This is a genomic window from Bacillus sp. BD59S (assembly GCF_007363175.1).
Classification (GTDB): domain Bacteria; phylum Bacillota; class Bacilli; order Bacillales; family Bacillaceae_G; genus Bacillus_A; species Bacillus_A pacificus.
Genome location: NZ_CP034686.1, coordinates 4,793,037 through 4,818,795 on the forward strand (window position 1 = coordinate 4,793,037; position 25,759 = coordinate 4,818,795).

Genomic DNA, 25,759 nt, shown 5'->3' on the forward strand with positions numbered 1-25,759 from the left:
TCTCTTTTAAACCACTCTTGTTGAAGGTAGTCTACTTATACTCTTTTTCTAAGCAATACTACTCTATGTAATATATTTCAGCAAAATTCTACAAACCTCATTGTAACATCAAACGGTTTCCAATTCGGATACATTTTTGTTACAGTTATGTTACATTCCAAAAAAAGGGAAACGAGTTGATTATATGAATCAACTCGTCCATTTTACCCCTTTTTATTTATGTTCAGCTAACCATTCAGCTACTTTTTTCGCATCTTCACCTTGAATAAGTCCTGGTGACATTGAACCGCGACCTTTTTTAATAATTTCTTCAATATCTGCAGCGTCGTACTTCCCGCCTACTTTTCTTAAATCAGGTCCAGTTGCTCCTGATAAATCTGTTGCGTGACACCCGGCACAACTTCTTTGGAAAATTTGTTCTGCACTGTCTGTACTTGCAGACTGGTTCGAAGACTTACTCTCTTCTTTATTTCCACACGCTCCTAAAGCAAAAACGACTGATGTTCCTAGCGCAATAGCCAACAATTTCTTTTTCACTTCTATCGCTCCCCATTGTTGATATTCTTTTCATTCCTAACACACTCATTTTCATTATAAGCATTATCTTTATATAGAAAAACTAAGGTATATTTCATATTCTTCAAAAATACAGTGGGAACCCTAGTGATATAAAGCTTTTATAAGTTGTTTCAATTCTGTGAACAACTTATAAACTTCTATAAAGGATCCTTTTTGAACGGGAATTTAGAAAAATTCTGTAGAAAGCCTTACTCTATTGCCAATCTGTTTTACTATTTTCTACTTTTTACAAAACAATATACAACATTGTATGCTACATATAATCCCATCAAAAAGAGAAGTTGTCGTTTCCAACTTCTCTTCCTCTGTACTTCATCCATATAAATAAAATAGCACTCTTTATGTCCTCTATATCCTCAACGTGCGCCAACAATTTTGTTGGCTTTTTTTCACTTAGCTTATTAGATGCGAGAACGTAAGTAAGCATCAATAAACGGATCAATTTCTCCATCCATAACGGCTTGCACGTTACCGACTTCTGTATTTGTACGGTGGTCTTTCACAAGAGAATATGGGTGGAATACGTAAGAACGGATTTGGCTACCCCATCCGATTTCTTTTTGTTCTCCGCGAATTTCATCTAACTCCGCTTGTTGCTCTTCTAATTTCTTTTGATATAATTTCGCTTTTAACATTTTCATCGCATGCTCACGGTTTTTAATTTGAGAACGCTCTGACTGACACGTTACAACCGTATTTGTCGGTGTATGCGTAATACGAACTGCTGAATCTGTCGTATTAACGTGCTGTCCACCCGCTCCACTTGCACGATACGTATCAATTTTCAAGTCTTCTGTACGTATTTCAATTTCAACTTCATCATTGAATTCAGGTACAACTTCACAAGATACGAACGATGTATGACGACGGCCTGAAGAATCGAATGGTGAAATACGTACAAGACGATGTACACCTTTCTCAGCTTTTAAGTAACCGTAAGCGTTATGACCTTTAATTAATAAAGTAACGCTCTTAATACCAGCTTCATCACCTGGTAAGTAGTCAACAGTTTCTACTTTAAATCCACGTTTTTCAGCCCAACGTGTGTACATACGTAATAACATAGAACCCCAGTCTTGTGACTCTGTTCCACCTGCACCTGGGTGTAATTCTAAAATGGCGTTATTTTTATCATAAGGATCACTTAATAGTAACTGAAGCTCATACTCATTCATTTCTTGAATTAAGCCTTTTACTTCTGATTCAAGCTCTTCATGTAAATCTTCATCATACTCTTCTTTTAAAAGTTCATGCGTTATTTCTAAATTTTCGAATGTCTCATCTAACTGACGGAAACTCCCAACCATATCTTTTAACGCATTTGCTTCGTTAATGACAGCTTGTGCGCCTTGTTGGTCATCCCAAAATCCTGCGCCCATCATTTTCTCTTCTAATTCTGCAATTTGTTTCTCCTTAGTAGGGAGGTCAAAGAGACCCCCTAAAAGCCGCTAATCTCTTAGCCATTTTCTCTAATTCCTGTCTAATTTCTACTAATTCCATTTCCTTCACCTCTATGTAATTGCTGTTACTTTCGTATGAAAACAAGGGAAACTCTCTCCACTTATGACGGAGAGAGTTTAATCCTTCTTAATTATACATTTTTGATGTAAAAGTTTGCAAAGCAACCTGGGCTACCGTCCTATATTACTTCCCAATACCACAGCAGTTTTTATATTTTTTACCACTACCACATTTACATAAATCGTTGCGGCCCACTTGGTCACCTTTTACAACTGGTTTTTTCTTCACCTCTTCGCCATCGCTAGATGGGTGAACAGCTTCACCTTGAACAACTTCTTGACGCTCTAAGTTTTGTTCAATCTCAGCTTTCATAATGTAACGAGAAATTTCCTCTTCAATAGAAGCAATCATTGATTCGAACATTGCGAATCCTTCCATTTGATATTCACGAAGTGGATCAATTTGACCGTAAGCACGTAAATGAATACCTTCACGAAGGTGATCCATCGCATCGATATGCTCTGTCCATTTCGTATCTACAACACGGAATACAACAACTTTTTCGAACTCACGCATTTGCTCTTCTGGCATAAGCTTTTCTTTGTCATTGTAACGCTCTATTAATTTCGCGATAATTGGCTCGCTCATTTCCTCTGGAGCAAGGCGACGTAATTCTTCTTCTTTCACATCTCCTTCTTGCAGAAGGTTTGTATTTAAGTAGTCAACAAGACCTTTAATGTTCCAATCTTCTTCAATTTCCTCTTGTGTATGAAGTGCAACCGCACGCTCTACTGTAGATTTCATCATACCTTCAATAATACCGCGTAAGTTCTCAGACTCCATTACCTCTTGACGCTGTTTGTAAATAACTTCACGTTGCTGACGAAGCACATCATCGTATTGTAGTAACTGCTTACGTGCATCATAGTTATTTCCTTCTACTCGTTTTTGCGCAGATTCTACTGCACGAGAAACCATTTTACTTTCGATTGGCTGAGAATCATCCATACCAAGGCGATCCATCATCGCTTTCATATTATCAGAACCGAAGCGGCGCATTAGTTCATCTTCCATTGATAAGTAGAACTGCGTAACACCTGGGTCCCCTTGACGACCAGCACGACCACGTAACTGATTATCAATACGACGACTTTCGTGACGCTCTGTACCGATAACTGCTAAACCAATGTTTTTAATATCGTCTCCAAGCTTAATATCCGTACCACGACCCGCCATGTTCGTCGCAATTGTTACAGCACCTTTCATACCAGCTTCTGCAATGATATCCGCTTCACGCGCATGGTTTTTCGCATTTAAGATGTTATGACGTACACCTTTACGCGTTAACATTTTTGAAATAAGCTCTGACGTTTCAATCGCAACTGTACCGACAAGAACAGGTTGCCCTTGTTTATGACGATTTACAATATCCTCAACAACAGCATTAAATTTACCTTCCATTGATTTGAAGATTAAATCTGCACGGTCATCACGAATAATCGGTTTGTTTGTTGGAATTACGATAACGTTCATATTGTAAATGTTACGGAATTCCTCTTCCTCTGTTTTCGCTGTACCAGTCATACCAGATAACTTTTCGTACATACGGAAGTAGTTCTGGAATGTAATTGTCGCAAGCGTCATACTTTCATTTTGAATTTCTACGCCTTCTTTTGCCTCGATAGCTTGGTGTAACCCTTCGCTATAACGACGACCTTTCATAAGACGACCAGTAAATTGGTCTACAATTACGATTTCGCCTTCTTGTACAACATAATCTGTATCACGATGCATAACAACGTGCGCACGAAGTGCCTGATTAATATGGTGAAGAAGCGCTACATGTTTTAAATCAAATAAGTTTTCAATATGGAAAGCTTTCTCCGCTTTCGTAATACCATCTTCTGTTAACATTACATTTTTCGTCTTCACATCAAATGAATAATCTTTTTCATTTTCTAACGTACGAACGAATGCATTTGCAAACATGTACAGCTCTGTTGATTTTTGAGCTTGTCCAGAAATAATAAGTGGCGTACGCGCTTCATCGACTAAAATAGAATCGACTTCATCGATAATAGCAAAGTGAAGTGGGCGTTGAACGCACTGCTCTTTATATAAAACCATGTTGTCACGTAAGTAATCGAATCCAAGTTCATTATTTGTGCTATACGTAATATCAGCAGCATAAGCCTCTTGTTTCTCTTCGCGTGACATACTGTTTAAATTAATTCCTACTGTTAATCCTAGGAACTCATGAAGTTGTCCCATTTCGCTCGCATCACGTTGTGCTAAGTATTCATTGACTGTAACAACGTGAACACCTTTTCCTGTTAAAGCATTTAAATATACAGGTAATGTAGATGTTAACGTTTTACCTTCACCCGTTTTCATCTCAGAGATATTCCCTTCATGTAAGGCAATACCACCCATTAACTGTACACCATACGGACGCATTCCAAGAACACGAGTCGCAGCTTCACGAACAACCGCAAAAGCTTCAGGTAGTAGATCATCTACTGTTTCACCTTTTGTTAGACGTTCTTTAAATTCAAGCGTCTTCCCTTTTAATTGTTCATCAGTTAATGGCTTAATAGATGGCTCTAGTGCATCAATTTGCTCAACTGTCTTCTGCATACGTTTAATTTGGCGTTGATTTACATCAAACACCTTTTTTAAAATACCGATCATAGGAAATACGCTCCTCTTTTTATTAAAATAAAACTTCCGATTGTTTTTTCTTTTTCTCTATTACAATCAGTCGTTATAAAAATCAAATGTATGTTATGCCAATTTTTCTCCTAATTAAAAAAACTAAAATGTATATACCTAATGATAATTGTAACACTTGTCTTATAACTATGACAACAATCGGCCGAATGTCTCGTTCTAAATTAAGAAAACTTTTTTTCAGGAATCTATTTTCAGCAAAAAAAGCGCAGCCATTTCGGCTGCGCTTTTGAATTATTATTTAGTTTCGATTAAACCATATTTCCCATCTTTACGGCCATATACAACATTAGTTTCATTTGTATCAGCATTTGTGAAGACGAAGAAATTATGTCCTAGCATATCCATTTGTAGGATCGCTTCTTCAACGTCCATCGGTTTTAAATCGAATCGTTTTGTACGTACAAGCTCTAGTTCATCCTCTTCTACCTCATCCAGGACAGCTACTGCTTGTGGAAGGATAAAGTTCGTTTTCATAGAACCTTTCTCACGTAACTTACGATTTACTTTTGTTTTATGTTTACGAATTTGTCGCTCAAGTTTATCAACTACTAAATCGATAGCAGCGTACATATCGCTATTAGTTTCTTCTGCACGAAGTAATAAATCAGTAAATGGAATTGTTACCTCGACACGTTGCTTGTCAGAGTATACTTTTAAATTAACTTTAATCTCTGGGAATGTATCAAAATAACGCTCTAACTTACTTAGTTTTTTCTCTACATATTCCTTTAATGCTGGAGTTACTTCAATATTTTCACCACGAATGTTGAATTTCATAGATGAATTCCTCCTTTCAAGCCTATGTACTATAATTTCGACACCGGCTTAAAAACTCCTTCTAACTTTTTTAAAAAAATTAGTGGAATTGCGATTTTTTTATCGTTTTTTGTTGAAATGAAAAGATGCATCGTTTCTATCTTTATTTTATCCTATTAACATCGTGAATAACGAATGTAACTGTGGACAATTCGTTACAGAAAAGAAACAACTTTTTGACAACTCCATTCATAACAAAAACCCCTTGCAAAAAACAAGAGGTTCTACCATATATATAACGTTGCCACAAACGCAGCTTTCTCTTCCCAAAAACAATATACCTACAATTTTACAACATTAGCTGCTTGTGGTCCACGTGCTCCCTCTACAATATCAAACTCAACTTGTTGCCCTTCTTCTAATGACTTATATCCATCTTGTTGAATAGCAGAAAAATGAACAAACACATCATCACCGTCTTCACGCTCAATAAACCCAAATCCCTTTTCTGCATTGAACCATTTTACTCTTCCTTGCATGTTCATTCCATTCCCTTCACTCTAAAAATCAGGGCATTTGCCCCATAATTTCACTATAACGAATGACAACTTACGAAGTCAAAGAAGACTTATCGTCTTTTTATTATCTCTTTCGACAGCTACAGATCAACTTCTACAGAGCGTCAAACTAGAAACTTCGCTTGCTCCTCTATCGTATAAAAGACTTCCAATTTGTCTCACTGTAATTCCTGTCGTGTATACATCATCCACGAGTAAAATGTGTTGACCATGAAACATCTCTTCTCCTTGAAAATAAAAAGGATTCCTTCCTGAAAGCCTTTCTTTACGCGACTTCTTACTTTGCTTTTCTGTTTCCTTCCTTCTTAATGATGAATAAAAATTTTTGACAGGCAAACAAGCTGCTAATAACTCTGCTTGATTAAAACTTCGTTCATATTCCCGTTCCCTACTAAGCGGAACAGCAATAACAGTTGAAACGTCCGTAAAATACTTTTGAAATAACTCCCGAAAAGATTGATAAAAAATACGAACTAACTCCGCATCACCTCGAAACTTAAACTGCGCTAGTATACCTTTCATGTCATCATTGTACACGTACAACGAACGATTTTTAAAAGGACGATATCCTTCCTCATTCCTCCATCTTATACAGTCCATGCAAATGTCATTTTCTTTATATCGAGTAGGTAAGTCATCTAAAGGACGACCACAATCCATGCAAATTCCTCCTATAATATAGGAAAGTTTTTGCTCACATCTATCACATACATATTTTTTATGGGACTTTACAAAGAAGGCGTACCAACTAACTGTTTCCACCATATACTCATCACAAAGTAAACAATGCATTAATCGATCAATCCTTGTTCTTTCGCATTTTTGTTCATACTTTGAATGTGTTTTTTCGCACGTACCATTGACTCTGTCTTACCGTAATGAAAATACACAACCTCGCCATATGGCTCTTCAAAACTACGACCCGCTCGGCCTGCAATTTGTACGAGCGCGCTCTCTGAAAAAATTTCTTCTTCTGCCCCTAGCACCGCCACTTGTAAGTTCTTCACAGTTACTCCTCTTTCTAAAATTGTCGTTGTAACTAATAACGGAATTTCTCCCTTTCTGAACGCTGCTACTTTTTCTTTTCTCATCGAATCTTCTGCATGTACACCATCGATTCTATTATCCAACCCTTTCAATAACAGGCTCATTTCTTCTACATATCGCACATGAGGAACAAATAAAAAAATAGGATACTTTTTATTTAAGTTCATTTTTAACCATTGTAGTAACACGCGAGGAATTTTTTTATGATGAAGGCTTTTCTTCCAATTTCCGCACCAGCTAAATAGAGGAACTGGTAACGGGTGACGATGGTATCGTCCTGACACAATAACACCTTTTTGTTTCCCCTTTCTGAAATTACGCTTCCACTTTTCATCAGGAGTTGCTGTTAAATAAATACGCGCCGCTTTCTCTTTCATCGCTTGCCTCACCGCATACTGTAACATTTGATCCGCATGATACGGGAAGGCATCAATCTCATCTACAATCATCACATGAAACGCTCTATAGTAACGTAACAGTTGGTGAGTCGTTGCAACGACTAACGCTGCATCTTTTTTATGATCTACACTCCCTCCGTATAAAGCAGCTACAGTTATACTTGGAAACACTTCTTGTAATCTCGGCGCTAATTCCAGTACAACGTCCGTCCTTGGCGTTGCGATACAAACTCTTTCTCCTTTTTGAAGCGCCTCTTCTATACCGTAAAATAACATTTCTGTTTTTCCAGCCCCGCACACAGCCCAAATAAAAAAAGATTTTTTCTGCTTAATCGCTTCTATAACCCCTTGCGCCGCCAACTCCTGACCAATCGATAAAGTTCCATTCCACTGTAATGGATTTAGCTCCCTGTCTCCGTTTCTTTCATGGATCCCGCGAACAAGTACAGTACATTCACTAACTCTCCCCATCGTGATACACTTCCGGCAATACGCGCATGCTTTACCGCACCTTTTACATAAAAATGATGCAAATAGTCGCTGCTCTATATTTCCACAGCGCTGACATATATATTTAGAAGCCTTTTTTATTACACCTTGCACACATACGATCTCTCCCTTCTCTTTTAAATTACTTATTTCTCTCCGTAAATCTGAAGAGAGTTCTTCTAATAGCAACTGTTTTCCAGCAAGCATTAACGTCACCTCCAGCACTACTATAAACCTTTCTCATAATCTCGTAAAAACTCAAAAAAGCCGATAACCTACTTATAAAATAGTAAGCTATCGACTTTATACACATGTTTTATTTGATTATAAATCCTAGAATCTACCGTATCCTAAGAAATGTTTTTGGTTGTAGCTACTGCTTAAGCTAGAATAAGCAATCCCTTTGTCACCAGCATGAATCATTTGGCCATTACCAACGTAAATACCGATGTGAGATGGACCTGGTTTATAAGTACCTTGGAAGAATACTAAATCTCCAGGTTGTGGGCTACTTACTTTAGAAACTGAATTCCAGTAACCTGCAACGTCTTGACGACCTACACCGAATACGTAAGAAATGAATCCACTACAGTCAAAACCACCGTTTGATGGAGATGCACTTCCCCAAACATATGGTAAACCTAAGTATTGTTGTGCTTTACCAATTACGCCAGGAGCTGGAGCTGGGCCTGGTGTCGGTTCTGGTTTTTTATCTTCTTTTTTAGGTGCTTCTTTTTTAGGCTCTTCCTTTTTAGGTTCTTCTTTTTGAGCTTGTCCACCGTTGTTTGCTGGCGCTGCTGGCTGAGCAGGTGCCGCTTGTGCTGGTTGAGCTTGCGCATCTTTAGCAGCTTGCTCTGCTTGTTTTTGAGCAGCAGCTTCTTGTGCAGCTTTTTCTTGCGCTTCTTGTTCAGCAATACGTTGTAATTGTAATGCTTGTTTTTCAAGATCTTTCAATTGACTTTCCGTACTTGTCATTGAAGTTACAACTGTATCCATTTTACCGCTTAAATCGTTTACTGCCACTGCTTTTTTCTCTTTTTCAGCGTCAAGTTCTTTCTTAGCAGTTTCAATTTGAGCTTGTGCTTCTTTTAATTCTTTTTGCTTTGTTTTTACCGTTTCAACATCTTTTTTCACGTTCGCTTGATCTTCTTGTTGTGTTTTCATGATATCTTCGTCAGACTCAAGAATTTTAGAAACAGAAGTTAAACGATCAACTAAATCTGCAACGTTTTTAGAGTTTACAAGAACTTCTGTTACAACGTTCGTATTTGGTTGCTCTTGAAGTGCAACTAAACGTTTTCTTAATAACTCTTCACGTTTTGCAATTTTCGTTTGTAATTCTGCAATATCTTTATTTTTCTTTTCGATTAATTGCTCAGTGTCCGCAACTTTTTTTGTTGTTTCATCAAGCTTTGCAGCATTCTCTTGAACAGACTTATCTAAACCTTGAATTGTTTTGTTTAAGTCATTCATTTGTTTTTGTAATGCATCACGTTCTTGTTGTTGTTTATGTAAAGTGTCATTTTGTGTATTAATTTGTGATTTCACGTCAGAAATTTTATCTTCTGCAAATACATTTGGTGTTAGTCCTGAAAACATTAATCCTGCAACTAATGCGCAAGATGCCATTTTTAGCTTTTTCATTTTATTTTTTACACCGCTTTCTTTTTTCTTTTTCCGTATATAACCTATAAAATTTATACCATAATTCGGGATTTTTTTTGCTAATGTTACGCTTTTGTAAAACAAATGTAATATTATATGTAACTCTATCGCAAAATATGCATATTTTTGTATATATGTGTAGAGTTTTAAAATTTTTTTTAAGCAAAGAAAAAAACGCAAGGTTCCCCTTACGTTTTATTAAATATACTAATACGGATGAAATCAAAACGTTATTTCATCCATTTCTCAGCCCAATTTTGGACTTCATCCATAACACTTTCTAACGCTTTTCCCTTGTCCGTTAAGCCGTACTCGATTCGAACTGGTACTTCTGGATAAACATTACGAACTACAATGCCTTCGCTTTCCAATTCCTTTAAACGCTCTGATAACATACGATCGCTCATATTCGGTATAATATCTGCGATTTCTCTAAAACGTTTTGACTCTTCCAGCAAAGATTTAATAATTAAGCCAGTCCATTTCTTACTAAGCAAAGTAAAAGCTGACTCAAACTTTGGACATAAACAAGAATTATGCTCCATATGTTTCACCTCTCTTCTATTATAATATAGTTTCTTGTAAAAAGTAAGTTATAAAACTTTCCTCATTATTTTATTTTACGTACATTTTACCATTTCCAAATATTAACTTGTCAACTTCACGTAAAATATCCGTAAAAAAACCCTCTTCCGAAAGAGAGCTTTTTATATCCTTATTACTTCGTATACCATCCAAGACCTAGTGCACCTTCACCTAAATGCGTTCCAATTACAGCACCGAAATAACCTGTGCGGATTGTAACATGAGGATATTTTGCTTCTAATTCTGCCTTCCATTCATTCGCTTCCTCTTCACGTTGTGCATGAATGATAACTGCTTCCATAGGTACGCCTTTACTTGCTTGCTCATCAAAAATTTCAATGATACGTTTTAACGCTTTTTTACGCGTACGAATCTTTTCAAACGGGATAATGATTTTGTCTCTAAAATATAAAACCGGCTTTACTTGTAACAGACTACCGATGAAAGCTTGCGCACTATTTAATCGGCCTCCACGTTGTAAATGGTGTAAATCATCTACTACAAAATAAGCGTCCATCGTTTTCTTCATTTCATCAAAACGGGCGATAATCTCTTTTGGATCCTTCCCTTCGCTTGCTAGCTTTGCACCTTCACGCACGTAGAATCCTTGTACTTCACAACTAATTTCAGAGTCGTACGTATATACATCAATACCCTCTACCATTTGACCAGCTGTCGTTGACGTTTGATATGTACCACTAATCCCACTTGAAAGATGAATGCTAATAACTGCATCATAATCCTTAGATAATTCTTCATATAGCTCAACAAACTTTCCGATTGCTGGTTGAGAAGTTTTCGGAAGCTCTTCTTGCTCACGTACCTTTACATAAAAATCATCTGCTGAAATTTCAGCTTCTTCTTGATAAGATTCCGTTCCAAACACAACGTTTAATGGAATCATATATATATTGAGTTCATCACGAATATGCTTCGGTATATATGCTGTACTATCAGTAACAATAGCTGTTTTCATTTTCGTACCTGCCTTATAAAAAAGTTTTTATTTCCTAATTTTACACGAAAACTAAAAATGGTGCATCCATACATGAAAATGCGGGTTTGAAATTATACTTATCATCTCGACAAATTACAACAAAAAGGTAAAATACTCATCAAAAATTTCAGCTTATTTATAAAAAATGTTTGAATATAAAAACGCCCGCTTTTAAAATGTAAAGTACTAGTCATTTTGATGGATAGGGGCGTATACAAGTGTTATTACAATATTTAACAATAAAAGACTACGGTGAACACGAAATTGTTATTCAAAAATCAAGATTCATCTGTTATGTTAGTCGTGCTACAACCGAAGAAGAAGCTCAAGAATTCATACAAAAAATCAAAAAACAAAACTGGAATGCAACACATAATTGTTCTGCATATTTAATTGGCGAACAAGATCAAATCCAAAAAGCAAATGATGATGGTGAACCTAGTGGTACAGCTGGCGTACCTATGTTAGAGGTACTAAAAAAACGCGGTTTAAAAGATACCGTCGTTGTCGTTACCCGCTATTTTGGTGGCATCAAACTGGGCGCTGGTGGATTAATTCGCGCATATGGAAAATGTACAAGCGAAGGCATTAATCATGTCGGTGTTGTCGAGCGAAAGCTAATGCGCGTTATGCAGACCGAAATTGATTACACATTACTTGGCAAAATTGAAAATGAATTACGTAATTCAAAATATGCCATTAAAGATATACATTACCTCGAAAATGTCACATTTGATACGTATGTAGAAGAAGATGGAAAACAAGCATTCACGGATTGGATGATTGAATTAACAAATGGGAAATGTACAATTACAGAAGGAGATATGTTGTACTTAGAGCAAGATGTTATCTAAGAATAACTACTGTATCGCCTTTAAAGATTAATGTAGTGAATTACTTACCTACAAATGAACTAAGGAGATTATATATGGAAGAACGTTATTATCATCTCCAAAATAGCAGAATAAAAAAGAAACGAAGAAGAAAGTTTTTCTACTTCCTTATTTTCTTATTTTTATTTGGTAGTGTAGGACTTTATATATTAAATTCCTACTCTTCTCTCATGGGGATGTATAGTGGTTTTACTCGTGAAAAATCGGATTTGAGAACCGAAGATGTAGAAATTACAAAGGAGCCTTTTACACTCCTTATTATGGGTATAGAAGATTATGCAACAGACGGCCAAAACGGTCGTACAGATTCATTAATGTTTGCGACAGTCAATCCGAAAACGCAAAAGATTTCGCTTATGAGTATTCCTCGTGATAGTCGCGTTCCAATTGTCGGAAAGAATAAAGAGGACAAAATTAACGCTGCGCATGCTTACGGCGGAGAAGAAATGGCAATCAAAACTGTCGAAGGTTTCCTAAAAGTACCTGTAGACCATTATGTTAAAATTGATTTCCAAGGCTTTAAAGGTATTGTTGATGCTGTTGGCGGTGTTACTGTTGATGTTCCCTTCGATTTTTGGGAGCGTTCAGACGTAGATTACTACAAAAAAATCCAATTTAAGCAAGGACAACAAGAATTAAATGGTGAAGAGGCACTCGCTTACGTTCGTATGCGAAAGCAAGATCCAAATGGTGACTATGGTCGTGCCGCTAGACAAAGACAATTACTAGCTGCTGTTGCTCAAAAACTAAATTCCACCTCTACCGTATTTAAAATTAAAGATTTAACAGCAGTCGTTGGAAAATATATAAAAACTGACATTCCTATTTCTGATGGCCTTGCTCTTTACAAGAAACTTTCTGGGTTTGATCCTTCTACAATACAAACACTCAAACTTGAAGGAGAAGACAAAAAAATAAGTGGTATTTATTACTTCCTTCCGGATCCAAACGGTGTTGAGGCAGTACGTAACGAAATTAAAAAAGAACTAGGAGAAAAGGTAACCACGCAAGAAAATTCAACAACAAAAACCGAATCCACTCCTTCTTCAAATTCTAACTCTAACGAGAAAGCGAAGAAAGAAACGAATCATAATCAGAACAAAACACCAACTGATCCCCCTCCTTCTACGAATGCTCATGCAGAGTGGATTATGAGAAATCAGCAATAAAACAGCCAAATCGCATGCGATTTGGCTGTTTTTTATTTATTAAAATGTTTTAAGATTGCTTCTACAATACGCTCTGATGCACGGCCATCACCGTACGGATTAGATGCTTTTGACATCTTATCATGAGCTTCTTTGTCTGATAACAACTCATCAGCAAGACTAAAGATTGTCTCTTCGTCTGTTCCCGCTAATTTCAACGTACCTGCTTCAATACCTTCTGGACGCTCTGTTGTATCACGAAGAACAAGAACCGGTACACCTAATGACGGAGCTTCCTCTTGTACACCACCAGAATCAGTTAGCATTAGATAGGAACGAGCTGCAACATTGTGGAAATCAATTACATCTAACGGCTCAATTAAATGAATGCGGCCATGATCGCCTAAAATATCATTTGCAGTTTCACGAACAACAGGGTTCATATGAACAGGATACACAACTTGTACGTCTTCATGCTTATCAACAAGACGCTTTATTGCACGGAACATATTACGCATTGGCTCTCCTAGGTTTTCACGACGGTGAGCTGTCATAAGTACAAGACGATCACTTCCAAGTTTCTCTAGTACAGGATGACTATATGTTTCTTTTACAGTCGTTTTTAGTGCGTCAATCGCTGTATTTCCTGTTATGAAAATGCGTGATTCATCTTTATTTTCTTTCTGTAAGTTCGTTGCTGATTTTGCTGTAGGTGAGAAATGAAGATCTGCCATTACGCCTGTTAATTGACGATTCATCTCTTCTGGGTATGGAGAATATTTATCCCATGTACGAAGTCCTGCCTCGACATGACCTACTGGAATTTGATTATAGAAAGCAGCTAAGCTTGCAATAAACGTTGTCGTCGTATCACCATGTACAAGTACGATATCCGGCTTTGCTTCTTTCATTACTTTATCCAAACCTTCTAAACCACGCGTTGTAATATCGATTAAAGTTTGGCGATCCTTCATAATATTCAAATCGAAATCTGGTGTAATTCCAAAGATACTTAATACTTGGTCTAACATTTGACGATGTTGTGCTGTTACAGTCACAATCGATTCAATTTTCTCTGGATGCTTTTGCAACTCTAATACAAGAGGTGCCATTTTAATTGCTTCTGGACGTGTCCCGAAAATTGTCATTACTTTTAAACGTTCAGTCATTTCATTGCCTCTTTTCTTTCACTAGTTACAAATCCTATTATGACATATAAGAATATACATGAATACATACCTTTTTAACGAATAACGGAAAAATCCCTCTTATAAATACTTTCTCTTCCAACAGAATAATAATCTATTCCTTGTTTCTTGACATCCTCATCAGTATAACAATTTCTTCCATCAAATAAAATAGGTTCTCTCATAAGTTGTACGTACTTTCCTAACGGATACGTTCGGATAGCCTCCCATTCTGTCACGATAAAAGCCGCACTCGCTCCTCTAATCGATTCATCTATACATTCGCTATATTGTATAGTCTCCCCAAAGATATTTTTCATATTTTGAATCGCCTTTGGGTCATATAGTACTATGTTTGCACCTATATTCATTAATTCTTGTATCATAATAAGGGACGGTGCTTCTCTTATATCATCTGTATTCGGTTTAAATGCTGCTCCCAGCACTGCAATCCGCTTCTTGTTCATATTTATTACTTTCTTTGCTTTCTCAATCAATAATAGCTGTTGTTTATTATTCACTTCAATGACGGCTTTTAACAAACGAAAATCATGCGCCACATTCCCTGCAATTTGCACAAGCGCTTTCGTATCTTTCGGAAAACACGATCCCCCGTAACCAATGCCCGCATTTAAAAAAGACGACCCAATTCTCTTATCCATTCCCATTCCTTTTGCAACATCTAATACATTAGCTCCTACCTTCTCACATATATTTGAAATTTCATTGATAAAACTAATTTTTGTCGCTAAAAAGGCATTCGATGCGTATTTAATCATCTCTGCACTTTTTATATCTGTAACATACGTTTGCAAATGTAATTTACTATATAAATTTTCAACTTTTCGCGCCGCTTCCTCGTTATCTGCTCCAATTACAATACGATCTCCCTGAAAAAAATCGTAAATCCCTGAACCCTCCCGTAAAAATTCGGGATTCGATACAATATGTAATTCATGCCTATTTTGTAATGTCTCCTCAATCCATCCCCTCATAGCACCATTCGTCCCTACAGGAACAGTACTTTTTGTAACAACAATAATGTCTTTAGTCGCATATGCTCCAATATCAAAACATGCATTTTGAATATATGTTAAATCTGCTGTACCATCTAATAACGATGGCGTTCCAACTGCAATAAATATAAATTCTGCATCATGAAATGCTTCTTCTTTACTCGTTGTAAAAGTTAAACGATTATTCTCACACGCATCATGTATTAATTCATATAAGCCAGCTTCATAAATAGGCAGATCCCCTTGTTTTATCCGTTCAATTTTCTCATCATTTATATCAAAACATGTAACCGAATGTCCCAATACTGCCAATCCTACTCCTGTAATCAATCCAACGTATCCGGTGCCTATTATCGTAATTTTCATTTCCTTTTCGCACAGGAATATACAATAGAAAATATACGAATACATAGAATTTCCCCTGTGCTTCCCCCTCTCATATCAAAAATGAGAAAACTCTTTTACTTCTTTATTATATGAATTACTTTTTTCATTCTTTTTTAAGTTTTTGTAAAATTAAATATTGTCCATAAAACCAATAGAAATTTTACCGAGATTAAAGCTGTACGTTCAAGCGGGACAAATTCCCACATTTTAACACGGAACTTACTCATTTCTACGTGTAACACTTATAATATTGAAATAAAAGTATTCGCTATTAAAGAAAAAGAGAAAATGTCATATTCCAAAGCCCAATACGATTAACCTTCTCAAATGATTCAACATTCTGTATACAATTGTCATATATTCTATCTGCTTCCATTTACCGTAAAACGAAAAAAAGATTGAATTCTAATCTTTTTGTGATACCATATGTTATGAGCCTGTAAATAAACATCATAATTTTCAGATAAATATATCAAAAAAAATTACGTTATACTATAAAAGGGTGGGGTATTAATGGACTCACAAGTGATTTATGCCATTTTGGCATCTTTCATCACTGTACTCGTCGTTACTCCTTTAGTTATTAAGTTAGCTTTTAAAATAGGAGCAACAGATAAGCCAAACGCGCGTAAAGTGCACCAAAAGATTATGCCTCGTCTTGGCGGGTTAGCAATATTTATTGGTGTGGCTGTTGGATTTGTTGTCGGTGGCTTATACGAACAAAGAATGTTATCGATAACGCTAGGTGCGATTATCATTGTAATCATCGGTATTTTAGATGATATGTACGAGTTATCTGCGAAGGTAAAATTTGGTGGACAACTATTAGTTGCCATTATGATTGTAAAAAGTGGATTATTAGTGCAAGTATTATATATTCCAATCCTCGGGGATACTGAACTTGGATGGCTTGCTTACCCAATTACAGTATTTTGGATTGTAGGTATTACAAATGCCATCAACTTAATTGACGGCTTAGATGGATTATCCGCTGGTATTTCATCTATCGTACTGGCAACGCTAGCATATATGGCCTTCACTAGCCCATGGGGTACTGGAGCTGCTATTATCTTACCACTAGCATTAATTACATTAGCAAGTACAATTGGATTTTTATTCTACAACTTCCATCCAGCAAAAATTTTCATGGGAGATACAGGAGCACTATTTTTAGGATACTGTATTTCTGTTATATCGTTACTTGGATTATACAAAAGTGTAACGTTATTCAGCTTTATCGTTCCAGTTATCATTTTAGGCGTGCCTGTATTTGATACGACATTTGCAATTATCCGTCGTATCGTAAATAAAAAACCTATTTCAGCACCAGATAAGTCGCATTTACATCACCGTTTACTTGCAATGGGCTTCTCTCATCGTAAAACGGTACTAATTATATACGCATTCGGTATTTTCTTTAGTGTAAATGCAATCATTTTCTCTAGTGCGACATTATGGTTATCCATTATTCTTCTTTTCGTTTTAATCTTCTTTACAGAGATTATTGCTGAAGTAATTGGACTTGTACATGAACGTTACAAACCACTTATTTCCTTTTATAAAAAAGTGAAAAAACGCGAAGACTAATTGTAGTATAGCCTTTACTATTATGAAATATTCAAATAGCATCCTCTTTCTTATAAGAGGATGCTATTTTTTATTCGTTATTTTACATTTCCAAAATATAGCTTGTTTGAGAGTTCCACTATTGGAGAAAGATATACATAATAAGAAAAGGATTATATTTTCTTTTTTACATCTTGATGATTGTCAAACTGAGGGTGAATGTTATGATCAAGCGAGTATTTCAATACATTATTTTATTTTTAACGATTACTATGTACGCGTCATCTCATGCAGGAGCAACTACAATTCCCCCTGCTGAACATCATCCAAATACCGAAACTTCCTCTTCTACAAAAAAAATCGCGTACTTAACATTTGATGACGGACCAAACAAATATACTACGCAAATTTTAAACATCTTAAAAGAAAAGAACGGAAAAGCAACTTTCTTTGTTATTGGTGGAAAAGTACCACATTATAAAAAGACAATGCAACGATTAATTAAAGATGGACATTATATCGGACTTCACAGTATGTCCCATGATGTAAAACGCCTTTACACTGGTGATCCATCCGCTTTAATTACAGAAATGGAACAAACACAAAACATTGTCCAACAAGTTACAACATTAAATACACATCTCGTTCGTGTCCCATATGGTAGCATGCCTTACTTAAAAAAGAATTACCGTGATGCACTTGTATCAGCCCAATATAAAATGTGGGATTGGACAATCGATACATACGACTGGAAAAGCTATGATAACCCTTCTGCCATACTAGAAAGGGTACGTAATCAGAGCGATGAACAAGTCGAAGTAATTTTAATGCATGATTCGAGTGTAACCGTACAAATACTGCCACAAGTAATTGATTACTTACAGTCACAAGGATACAAGCTTCTTCCCTATAATCCATCTTCTCATCTCGAAGTAAACTTTTGGAAAGACACAAGATTGTAACAGCTTTAGTGCCTATGTGCTAAAGCTGTTTTATTTTTCTCTTCCCACCCTTCCCATTTTTGTGTAAAATTTTAAATAGTGATGAAGTTTCGAGGTGAATAGAAATGAAACGAATAGATCTCATTTTTAACGCAATACAAAAAGGCAATTATACAGAAGGTGTAACTGCATCAGAACTCGCTACCCTGTTGCAACTAGATCGAGCCAATGTAAGTAGCGACTTAAACAAACTCGTAAAAGATAAACGTTTATTAAAAACAAATACGCGTCCTGTTCGTTTTTATATAGAAACGAACACTTCGTTGGAAACGCATTCAAAAGAAGTAACTTCATTAGATACATTTGCAGTTGAAAATACGAGCCTTAAAATCGCAATCGAAAAAGCGAAAGCTTCTATTCTCTATCCTCCAAACGGTATGCATACTTTACTGCTCGGAGAAACAGGCGTCGGAAAATCCATGTTTGCTTCTTTAATGCACGAATATGCAATTGAAGTTGAACAGCTTCCTAAAAATGCACCATTTATCGTCTTTAACTGTGCCGATTATGCAAATAACCCACAGCTACTACTAGGACAATTATTTGGGATTAAAAAAGGAGCATATACAGGGGCAAGTGATCAAAAAGGGTTAATTGAAAAAGCACATGAAGGGATCCTTTTCTTAGATGAAGTACATCGCCTTCCTCCAGAGGGACAAGAAATGCTTTTCACCTTTATTGACCGCGGGGTATATCGCCGCCTTGGAGAAACAGAAAACGAACGTAAAGCACAAGTATTGATCATTACTGCAACAACAGAAGAACCAAATTCATTTTTATTAAAAACATTTACAAGACGTATACCAATGACTGTCACGCTGCCACCACTTCGTGAGCGTACACATAAAGAACGTTTTGCTTTACTGCAACTATTTTTCACAAATGAAGCAATTCGCTTGCGAAAAGAAATTCACGTTAGTCCGAATGCAATGCGTGCTTTCGTCTTTTACAATTGTCCCAATAACATCGGTCAATTAAAAACGGATGTACAAATTGCCTGTGCGAAAGCCTATTCTGACTTCGTGACAAAGAAACGTGATTCTGTCTATGTTTCAAGTACAGATTTACCTTGGTACATGAAAGAAGGGCTCTTCATTGAAAGAAAAAGCCGTCATCTATACCAAATACCGAATGAAACATTTATATTTACAGGTGATGAAGGTTGGAGTAATCATAAGGCAGAAAATGAAAAACAGTCTTCTATTTACGATTATATTGACTATAAATATGAAGAACTTCAAGCTCGTGGTATTGAAGAGGAAGAATTAGAATTACTAATAGAAAATGATATTCAAAGCTTTTTCGTACAATATTTTAACCAAATGTCAAAAAAGACAAGTCATGAAAATGTTTTTAAAATTGTAGATCGTAATATCGTTTCCGTTTGTGAAAAGATTGCTGAACTTGCTGAAAAACATTTATCCAAGACATTCGACGAAAAAGTATTTCTCGCTTTAAGTTTACATGTACAGACAACTCTACAACGTTTACAAGCTGGAAAACAAATTCATCACCCACAATTAAATCAAATTCGTACGAAATATAAAGAAGCTTTTTCCGTAGCTATGCAATGCATTCAGCTACTGGAAGACGAATTACAAATAACAATGCCTATCGACGAAGCAGGCTTTTTAACAATGTTCTTCGTCGTTGATCCAATTCCTGCCTCACAAACAGAAGTAAAAGTATTAATATTAGCGCACGGCAACGGCATAGCAACAGAAATGGCAAACGTCGCAAACGAACTGCTCGGCATTGACGAAGTAACCGGTATCGATATGCCGTTACATGAATCGCCGAAAGATTTCTTAGAACGTGTGAAAGTGTATATGAAAACACTCCAGAATGTAAATGGGCTTCTCTTACTCGTTGATATGGGATCTCTCGCTTATATTGGGGATATATTAGAAACTGAGTTCAAAATTCCAGTGCGTGTTCTTTCCATGACGAGCACTCCACATGCACTAGAAGCGGCTCGAAAAGCTCAGCTTGGCTACTCGTTAGATGCATTATATGAAACAGTGAAGAACTTAACACCGTTTTACTTAAACGTACAAGAAGAAAAGAAAAAGCCACTATCACCAATGAAATCTGTTATTTTGACAGCTTGTTTAACTGGGGAAGGCAGTGCTTTAGCTATTCAAAAAATGTTGGAGAACTATTTGCGATTTGACAAAGACTTAATTGAAATCATTCCGATTAGTATCGTCCATGAAAAAGATTTAACAAAAATGATTGAGAACATAAAAAAAGAGCGGAATATCATTTGTATCGTTACGAATTTCGATGTGCAGGTGCCATGCTTAACTTATCATTTCCAAGATATTGTAAACTACACAGCGATTCAGCCAATTCAAGAATTAATTACGTATGAAGAAACATATGCAAAAATGGCTGATATTCTTGAACAACAAATGCAGCGTAACGACGGAGCATTACTTATTAAAACAATTCGTTACGCATTGAATACAATTCAAGAATTAATTTCCTTACAGCTAACTCCTGACAGTTTAATGGGTGTTATTCTGCATATGAGCTGTATGGTTGATCGTCTTCAAAAAGGAGAAAGCCTTCTCCCTCATCCAGATAAAGAGAAACGAAGACAAGATGAATACTGGATGTATATGAAAGTAAAAAAAGCATTGCAGCCAATTGAAAATACATTTGAAATACAAATACCTGATGACGAAGTGTTTTATGTTATGGACTTCTTCATTAAAAATCAGCCTGTAAAAAATTAATTGAGGTCGTTTTGTAGTATATCGAACGTAACTCGGATTTTATCAGCGATTTTTCAAACATATCGATTTACCGGCAATAATCGCTAAAATTTGCACCTTATAGCAAAAAAGGCTGTTCCAAAATATGGACAGCCTTTTTTCTACTTCTTTACTTTCCTGATTCTCCCCCTTATTTCACCCTTCTTATGGGACTTCGTATAAACATTTACATATACATTCGCCTGAATGATTTCTTGAAGTAAGCTATCAAACGCTCGCCCTTGTAAAGGCCCTTCAAAATCCTCCACATTAACTACACTGGTCACGACTCCTTCACTTACACTAATACCTTGCTTTAGCGGACCAAACAAATTTAGAACAACTGGACCAATTTGATCCGATTTCCCTAAATGAATTTGGCATGATGTAACTTTTTCGATGTTTTTCAATATGACCCGATATTGTAATTTCTTTAAATCATCACTAAATATAAACTCTGCTACGCCAAAAGCTTCTGTATTTACAGGAGGTATTTCCCTCTTGCCTGTTAACCTCGCAAAGAAATGTGTTGTCATACGGGCATTCTCCTTATATAAATTTCCCAGTACTACTTCTACTACTTTATGGTTTATACATAATCATTTATGACTTTTTCAAGTGTTAATTACGAAGAAAAGATTCACATAATCTTTACATTAGAATCGTTCCTTTTTCTTTACTACCTCTTGTATAATGCACATAGAAAAACATTCTAGGAGGTCGTTTTGGAAAATAACAAATACACTATTCACAAATTATTAGAGATTTTTCTCGTTTCATTTAAATTAGGACTTACTTCATTTGGTGGTCCTGTCGCCCATCTTGGGTATTTCCACCATGAATATGTGCAAAAAAGAAAATGGATAGATGAACGGAGCTACGGAGATTTAGTAGCACTAAGTCAATTCCTTCCTGGTCCTGCTAGCAGTCAAGTTGGTATGGGGGTTGGATTAGTAAGGGGCGGCCTATTAGGAGCTATTATTTCATGGATTGGATTCACACTACCATCTGTACTTGTTTTAGTTTTCTTCGCCTCATTCCTTAATCAATTTGACCTTGGAAGTGCTGGCTGGATTCATGGACTAAAACTTGTAGCAGTCGCTATTGTCGCCCATGCCATATGGGGAATGGCGCAAAAGTTAACACCAGACCGAAATCGTGCGACCATTGCTATTGTAACTGCCGCAATCGCCTTATTATGGCCAAGTAGCTGGACACAAATCATTCTCATTATAATATCTGGCTTTATCGGCTGGTTTTTATATCGCAACCAACCAATTAGCCAATCTCAAAATATAAAAGTACCTATTTCAAAAAAGATAGCAGTTTCTTGCCTCATCTTATTCTTCGGACTATTACTGCTGCTACCAATATTAAGACCGTTCTCTTATTACATCGCTTTATTTGATAGTTTCTATCGCTCTGGCGCACTTGTATTTGGAGGCGGACACGTCGTCCTCCCCCTTCTTGAAGGTGAGTTCGTACAAAACGGAATGATGACGAAAGAACAATTTCTAGCTGGATACGGATTAACACAAGCAATGCCAGGACCACTATTTACATTCGCTTCTTATATAGGAGCAGTGTTAAACGGGACGCTTGGGGCAATACTCGCAACAATTGCGATCTTTCTTCCTGCTTTCTTACTCGTTATTGGTGTATTACCATTTTGGAACAGTGTGAGAAAAATATCTTTCATACAAGGCGCACTACTTGGAGTCAATGCCGCTGTTGTTGGTATTTTAATTGCCGCCTTTTATGATCCTATTTGGACAAGCACAATTATGAACGCTGTAGATTTTGTTTTTGCGTCTCTTCTATTTTGCTTGCTCGCTTTTTGGAAAACACCACCTTGGGTTATCGTTATACTTGGAGCCTTTGGCGGATATGTTCTATCCATTTTGTAAATAAAAAACGACGGCATTATATAGCCGTCGTTTTTTTATTAGAACTTCACAAGTTCTATTCCTTCTGGTAACTCACTCTCTGTTAAAATACGCAATTCTTTCACGCGATCCATTACGTAAGAAGAACGTTTCACAAGCTCTGGGTCAATATAAGCTGGATGAACCATAACTTCTACCGTTTGCTCACCTTGTACTCTTTCTTTTAACTTCACAAAATAATCTTCCGTCACACCATCCGCATAAAAATCACTATAAAACACGTCAGAAAATGGACGCACCGCTCGCTCGTCTTCACAACGACGAATTGGAACATTATATGTAGCAGCTAACCTTTCAAGAACATCGTGCAAGATCGGTAAGCTATGCACGTGATGATGACTATCTAAATGCGTTGGTTGTAATCCGTAAGATAAGAATTTCTCAATTTGAGCAATCCACTCTCTCTCAACTTCCTCTGGATTTACGTTCCCTTCCCATACGACGCTTTGTTTATGAAACAATCCATCGCTACTTACAAGTGATGGTACGTCTCCAAGAAGCGGCTTACCTGCCGTTAATACGAGATGTACGCCTACCCCTAACGTTTTATACTCTTTCGCTAAGCGTACCGCATGCTCTGTTCCTGGCATATTCATCATCATCGTCGTTGAATTTACAAGTCCATTTATATGTCCATCAATAATGCCGTAATTTGTACCTTCTGTAAGACCGAAATCATCTGCATTTACAATTAACTTAATCATCATAATACCTCCTAATAGAATAAAAAAAGCGGGCTAAATAGCGCCGCTTTATTTCTCTACCTTTTTGAAGAACTGTGGAAGATATTCTTTATGTGCTTCCAACATTTCATCTAAAATTTGTTTTGCAACTTTATCTGATGGTACAAGTGGATTAATTGTCATAGCAAGCAGCGCCTTATGATAATCCCCTGTAACAGCAGCTTCAATTGTTGTGCGCTCAAATGATTTAATTTGCTGTACTAAACCGCGAACTGGTACTGGAAGATCTCCAACCGCAATTGGTTTTGGGCCTTCTTTCGTAATAATACAGTTCACTTCAACAGCAGAATCATGTGGTAAGCTTGCAATTGTTCCGTTGTTTCGTGTATTAACAGGCTGGATATCACCTTTATTATTATAAATAGACGTAATTAAACTACATGCTGCGTCACTATAATAAGCGCCGCCACGTTTTTCTAATTGTGGTGGTTTAATATCTAAATTCGGGTCTTTATATAACTCGAATAAATCATCTTCTAATTGTTTTACTACTTCTGCACGTGTACCTTTTTCAACCGAAGCTTCTTTCTCTTCTTCTAGCATTTCACGTGTTTTGTAGTAGTAACGATGGTATGGACATGGAATTGCACGAAGGCCACGAATAAAGTCAGGCTCCCAGTTAAGCGCAGCGATATTTTCCATCGTAATTTGCTTTTCAGGATCTGTTACAAGCTCTAATACACGATCCATTACACTTACGCCATCTAAATATACATCTAGTCCGTATACCATATGGTTTAAACCTGCGAAGTCAACGTGGACACGACTTGCATCTACTTCAAGTAATCTCGCAAGACCCATGCGAATTCCGATTGGAACGTTACATAGACCAACTACTCTTTGAATATTTGTATAACGAAGAACAGCTTCTGTTACCATACCAGCTGGGTTTGCAAAGTTAATTAACCATGCATTCGGACAAAGCTCCTCCATATCCTTACAAATATCTAAAATAACAGGAATCGTTCTCAATGCTTTGAATAAACCACCAGGACCATTCGTTTCCTGACCGATTACATCATACTTTAACGGGATTGCTTCATCTTTTGCACGAGCTTCTAATAAACCTACGCGAAGCTGCGTCGTTACGAAGTCAGCATCTTTTAATGCTTCGCGACGATCAAGCGTTAAATGTACCTCAATTGGCAAACCAGATTTTTTCACCATACGTTTCGCTAAGTTACCAACGATTTCTAACTTTTCTTTTCCTGCCTCAATATCTACTAACCAAATTTCACGAACAGGAAGCTCATCATAACGCTTAATAAACCCTTCAATTAACTCTGGTGTATAACTAGATCCACCGCCGATTGTAGCAATTTTAATTCCAGTCATGCTTTATTCCCCTTTCGCTTCAAGCTTTTTATAAAGATCGATAAACTCTGCTGCTAATTCTTTTACTGTAATCGCATTCATTAAATGATCTTGTGCGTGAATTAAAAGAACACTAATCTCTGTTTTTTCTCCTCTTGCTTCTGATTGTATGAGCTCTGTCTGGAAATGATGCGCCTCATTAATCGCTTCTTTCGCCTTTACCATCGCTTCATCAGCTTCTGCCATTTTCCCCTGTTTGGCAAATTGAAGTGCCTCCATCGCAAAGCTTCGTGCATTACCGCTATTTAAAATTAATTGGAATGGAATTTGTTCTGCTGTAGTCATCATAATTACCGCCCTCTCTATTATCGTTCAACCGATTTACATACCCCTTCAGTTTGAACATGTCTATTAAAGTATTAATTTATGAATGATAGTTTGGTGTTCTTGTAGATGGTTCTCATCTTTTTGAACATGATATAAAGGTAGTTGTTCTCACAGACAATGCTGT

22 protein-coding genes are annotated in these 25,759 nt (G+C 36.6%); 6 read left to right on the plus strand and 16 right to left on the minus strand.

The features are described from left to right. Positions 1-213 precede the first annotated feature (213 nt). The 10 genes from cccB to EKQ63_RS27445 form a co-directional block, all read right to left on the minus strand. Positions 214-537, minus strand: a complete 324-nt coding sequence (gene cccB, locus EKQ63_RS27400) for a cytochrome c551 (RefSeq protein WP_000727972.1) — start codon at positions 535-537, stop codon at positions 214-216. 443 nt (positions 538-980) lie between these two features. Continuing rightward, positions 981-2,079 (minus strand): peptide chain release factor 2 gene (gene prfB, locus EKQ63_RS27405; RefSeq protein ID WP_096334510.1). Its coding sequence is split into 2 segments (ribosomal slippage): positions 981-2,006 and positions 2,008-2,079, totalling 1,098 coding nucleotides; the frame shifts between segments, so codons are not numbered across the junction. 144 nt (positions 2,080-2,223) lie between these two features. Next, complete coding sequence (gene secA / locus EKQ63_RS27410) at positions 2,224-4,731, minus strand: preprotein translocase subunit SecA (protein WP_143881670.1); 2,508 nt, start codon at positions 4,729-4,731, stop codon at positions 2,224-2,226. A 276-nt stretch (positions 4,732-5,007) separates the two neighbouring features. After that, entirely contained in the window at positions 5,008-5,550 is a 543-nt protein-coding gene (gene hpf / locus EKQ63_RS27415; protein ID WP_087955105.1) for a ribosome hibernation-promoting factor, HPF/YfiA family, read from the minus strand. A 320-nt stretch (positions 5,551-5,870) separates the two neighbouring features. Beyond that, positions 5,871-6,068, minus strand: a complete 198-nt coding sequence (cspC, locus tag EKQ63_RS27420) for a cold shock protein CspC (RefSeq protein WP_001162041.1) — start codon at positions 6,066-6,068, stop codon at positions 5,871-5,873. 126 nt (positions 6,069-6,194) lie between these two features. Continuing rightward, the gene (locus EKQ63_RS27425; protein ID WP_087955106.1) at positions 6,195-6,899 is read right to left on the minus strand and encodes a ComF family protein; all 705 of its coding nucleotides are present in this window, start codon (positions 6,897-6,899) and stop codon (positions 6,195-6,197) included. Then, positions 6,899-8,248, minus strand: a complete 1,350-nt coding sequence (gene comFA, locus EKQ63_RS27430; protein ID WP_087955107.1) for an ATP-dependent helicase ComFA — start codon at positions 8,246-8,248, stop codon at positions 6,899-6,901. Before comFA ends, EKQ63_RS27425 begins: the two co-directional genes overlap by 1 nt. A 126-nt stretch (positions 8,249-8,374) precedes the next feature. Then, the gene (locus tag EKQ63_RS27435) at positions 8,375-9,790 is read right to left on the minus strand and encodes a C40 family peptidase (RefSeq protein WP_140421129.1); all 1,416 of its coding nucleotides are present in this window, start codon (positions 9,788-9,790) and stop codon (positions 8,375-8,377) included. Positions 9,791-9,936: 146 nt separating this feature from the next. Next, positions 9,937-10,251, minus strand: coding sequence for a winged helix-turn-helix transcriptional regulator (locus EKQ63_RS27440; RefSeq protein WP_000400857.1), 315 nt, complete (start codon positions 10,249-10,251; stop codon positions 9,937-9,939). A gap of 173 nt (positions 10,252-10,424) precedes the next feature. Then, the gene (locus EKQ63_RS27445; protein ID WP_000844764.1) at positions 10,425-11,267 is read right to left on the minus strand and encodes a DegV family protein; all 843 of its coding nucleotides are present in this window, start codon (positions 11,265-11,267) and stop codon (positions 10,425-10,427) included. A 239-nt stretch (positions 11,268-11,506) separates the two neighbouring features. Here EKQ63_RS27445 and EKQ63_RS27450 point away from each other — a divergent pair, with 239 nt between their 5' ends. Both EKQ63_RS27450 and EKQ63_RS27455 read left to right on the plus strand, forming a co-directional pair. Then, positions 11,507-12,142, plus strand: a complete 636-nt coding sequence (locus tag EKQ63_RS27450) for a YigZ family protein (protein WP_000926682.1) — start codon at positions 11,507-11,509, stop codon at positions 12,140-12,142. 74 nt (positions 12,143-12,216) lie between these two features. Continuing rightward, positions 12,217-13,350, plus strand: a complete 1,134-nt coding sequence (locus EKQ63_RS27455) for an LCP family protein (RefSeq protein WP_087955108.1) — start codon at positions 12,217-12,219, stop codon at positions 13,348-13,350. A gap of 32 nt (positions 13,351-13,382) precedes the next feature. Here the strand turns inward: EKQ63_RS27455 and wecB are convergent, their stop codons facing one another. Together wecB and EKQ63_RS27465 are read right to left on the minus strand one after the other, a co-directional pair. Continuing rightward, positions 13,383-14,498 carry a non-hydrolyzing UDP-N-acetylglucosamine 2-epimerase gene (gene wecB, locus EKQ63_RS27460; protein WP_000140134.1) on the minus strand — a complete coding sequence of 372 codons (1,116 nt, stop codon included), beginning with the start codon at positions 14,496-14,498 and terminating at the stop codon, positions 13,383-13,385. 74 nt (positions 14,499-14,572) lie between these two features. Then, positions 14,573-15,943, minus strand: a complete 1,371-nt coding sequence (locus EKQ63_RS27465; protein ID WP_143881671.1) for a UDP-glucose dehydrogenase family protein — start codon at positions 15,941-15,943, stop codon at positions 14,573-14,575. A 489-nt stretch (positions 15,944-16,432) separates the two neighbouring features. Here EKQ63_RS27465 and EKQ63_RS27470 point away from each other — a divergent pair, with 489 nt between their 5' ends. The 3 genes from EKQ63_RS27470 to EKQ63_RS27480 all read left to right on the plus strand — a co-directional run bounded on the left by EKQ63_RS27470 (position 16,433) and on the right by EKQ63_RS27480 (position 21,227). Further along, positions 16,433-17,506, plus strand: coding sequence for a UDP-N-acetylglucosamine--undecaprenyl-phosphate N-acetylglucosaminephosphotransferase TagO (locus EKQ63_RS27470; protein ID WP_016718934.1), 1,074 nt, complete (start codon positions 16,433-16,435; stop codon positions 17,504-17,506). Positions 17,507-17,709: 203 nt separating this feature from the next. Then, complete coding sequence (locus EKQ63_RS27475) at positions 17,710-18,447, plus strand: polysaccharide deacetylase family protein (protein WP_087955111.1); 738 nt, start codon at positions 17,710-17,712, stop codon at positions 18,445-18,447. 104 nt (positions 18,448-18,551) lie between these two features. Then, positions 18,552-21,227 (plus strand): sigma-54-dependent transcriptional regulator, encoded by a 2,676-nt coding sequence (locus EKQ63_RS27480; RefSeq protein WP_143881672.1) that lies wholly within the window; start codon positions 18,552-18,554, stop codon positions 21,225-21,227. Between the two features lie 140 nt (positions 21,228-21,367). Here the strand turns inward: EKQ63_RS27480 and exsM are convergent, their stop codons facing one another. Then, positions 21,368-21,781, minus strand: a complete 414-nt coding sequence (gene exsM / locus EKQ63_RS27485; protein WP_048553037.1) for an exosporium regulatory protein ExsM — start codon at positions 21,779-21,781, stop codon at positions 21,368-21,370. Between the two features lie 189 nt (positions 21,782-21,970). On the opposite strand from exsM, the gene EKQ63_RS27490 reads away from it, so the two are divergent. Continuing rightward, on the plus strand, positions 21,971-23,152 hold the full coding sequence (locus tag EKQ63_RS27490) for a chromate transporter (protein WP_143881673.1): 1,182 nt from the start codon (positions 21,971-21,973) through the stop codon (positions 23,150-23,152). A 38-nt stretch (positions 23,153-23,190) separates the two neighbouring features. On the opposite strand, the gene chbG is transcribed toward EKQ63_RS27490, so the two are convergent. Genes chbG through EKQ63_RS27505 form a run of 3 tightly spaced genes read right to left on the minus strand, consistent with a single transcriptional unit; the run spans position 23,191 to position 25,596 of the window. Then, the gene (gene chbG, locus EKQ63_RS27495) at positions 23,191-23,895 is read right to left on the minus strand and encodes a chitin disaccharide deacetylase (RefSeq protein WP_087955114.1); all 705 of its coding nucleotides are present in this window, start codon (positions 23,893-23,895) and stop codon (positions 23,191-23,193) included. Between the two features lie 48 nt (positions 23,896-23,943). Then, the gene (gene celF / locus EKQ63_RS27500) at positions 23,944-25,269 is read right to left on the minus strand and encodes a 6-phospho-beta-glucosidase (protein WP_000145757.1); all 1,326 of its coding nucleotides are present in this window, start codon (positions 25,267-25,269) and stop codon (positions 23,944-23,946) included. Between the two features lie 3 nt (positions 25,270-25,272). Beyond that, on the minus strand, positions 25,273-25,596 hold the full coding sequence (locus EKQ63_RS27505) for a PTS lactose/cellobiose transporter subunit IIA (protein WP_000989050.1): 324 nt from the start codon (positions 25,594-25,596) through the stop codon (positions 25,273-25,275). Positions 25,597-25,759: the final 163 nt, after the last annotated feature.

Coding starts and splice junctions, on each gene's coding strand:
- secA (WP_143881670.1), bottom strand. CDS start 4,731: ATGATCGGTATTTTAAAAAAGGTGTTTGATGTAAATCAACGCCAAATT.
- hpf (WP_087955105.1), bottom strand. CDS start 5,550: ATGAAATTCAACATTCGTGGTGAAAATATTGAAGTAACTCCAGCATTA.
- cspC (WP_001162041.1), bottom strand. CDS start 6,068: ATGCAAGGAAGAGTAAAATGGTTCAATGCAGAAAAGGGATTTGGGTTT.
- EKQ63_RS27425 (WP_087955106.1), bottom strand. CDS start 6,899: ATGCATTGTTTACTTTGTGATGAGTATATGGTGGAAACAGTTAGTTGG.
- comFA (WP_087955107.1), bottom strand. CDS start 8,248: ATGCTTGCTGGAAAACAGTTGCTATTAGAAGAACTCTCTTCAGATTTA.
- EKQ63_RS27440 (WP_000400857.1), bottom strand. CDS start 10,251: ATGGAGCATAATTCTTGTTTATGTCCAAAGTTTGAGTCAGCTTTTACT.
- EKQ63_RS27445 (WP_000844764.1), bottom strand. CDS start 11,267: ATGAAAACAGCTATTGTTACTGATAGTACAGCATATATACCGAAGCAT.
- EKQ63_RS27455 (WP_087955108.1), top strand. CDS start 12,217: ATGGAAGAACGTTATTATCATCTCCAAAATAGCAGAATAAAAAAGAAA.
- wecB (WP_000140134.1), bottom strand. CDS start 14,498: ATGACTGAACGTTTAAAAGTAATGACAATTTTCGGGACACGTCCAGAA.
- EKQ63_RS27465 (WP_143881671.1), bottom strand. CDS start 15,943: ATGTATTCGTATATTTTCTATTGTATATTCCTGTGCGAAAAGGAAATG.
- EKQ63_RS27470 (WP_016718934.1), top strand. CDS start 16,433: ATGGACTCACAAGTGATTTATGCCATTTTGGCATCTTTCATCACTGTA.
- EKQ63_RS27475 (WP_087955111.1), top strand. CDS start 17,710: ATGATCAAGCGAGTATTTCAATACATTATTTTATTTTTAACGATTACT.
- EKQ63_RS27480 (WP_143881672.1), top strand. CDS start 18,552: ATGAAACGAATAGATCTCATTTTTAACGCAATACAAAAAGGCAATTAT.
- exsM (WP_048553037.1), bottom strand. CDS start 21,781: ATGACAACACATTTCTTTGCGAGGTTAACAGGCAAGAGGGAAATACCT.
- chbG (WP_087955114.1), bottom strand. CDS start 23,895: ATGATTAAGTTAATTGTAAATGCAGATGATTTCGGTCTTACAGAAGGT.
- celF (WP_000145757.1), bottom strand. CDS start 25,269: ATGACTGGAATTAAAATTGCTACAATCGGCGGTGGATCTAGTTATACA.
- EKQ63_RS27505 (WP_000989050.1), bottom strand. CDS start 25,596: ATGATGACTACAGCAGAACAAATTCCATTCCAATTAATTTTAAATAGC.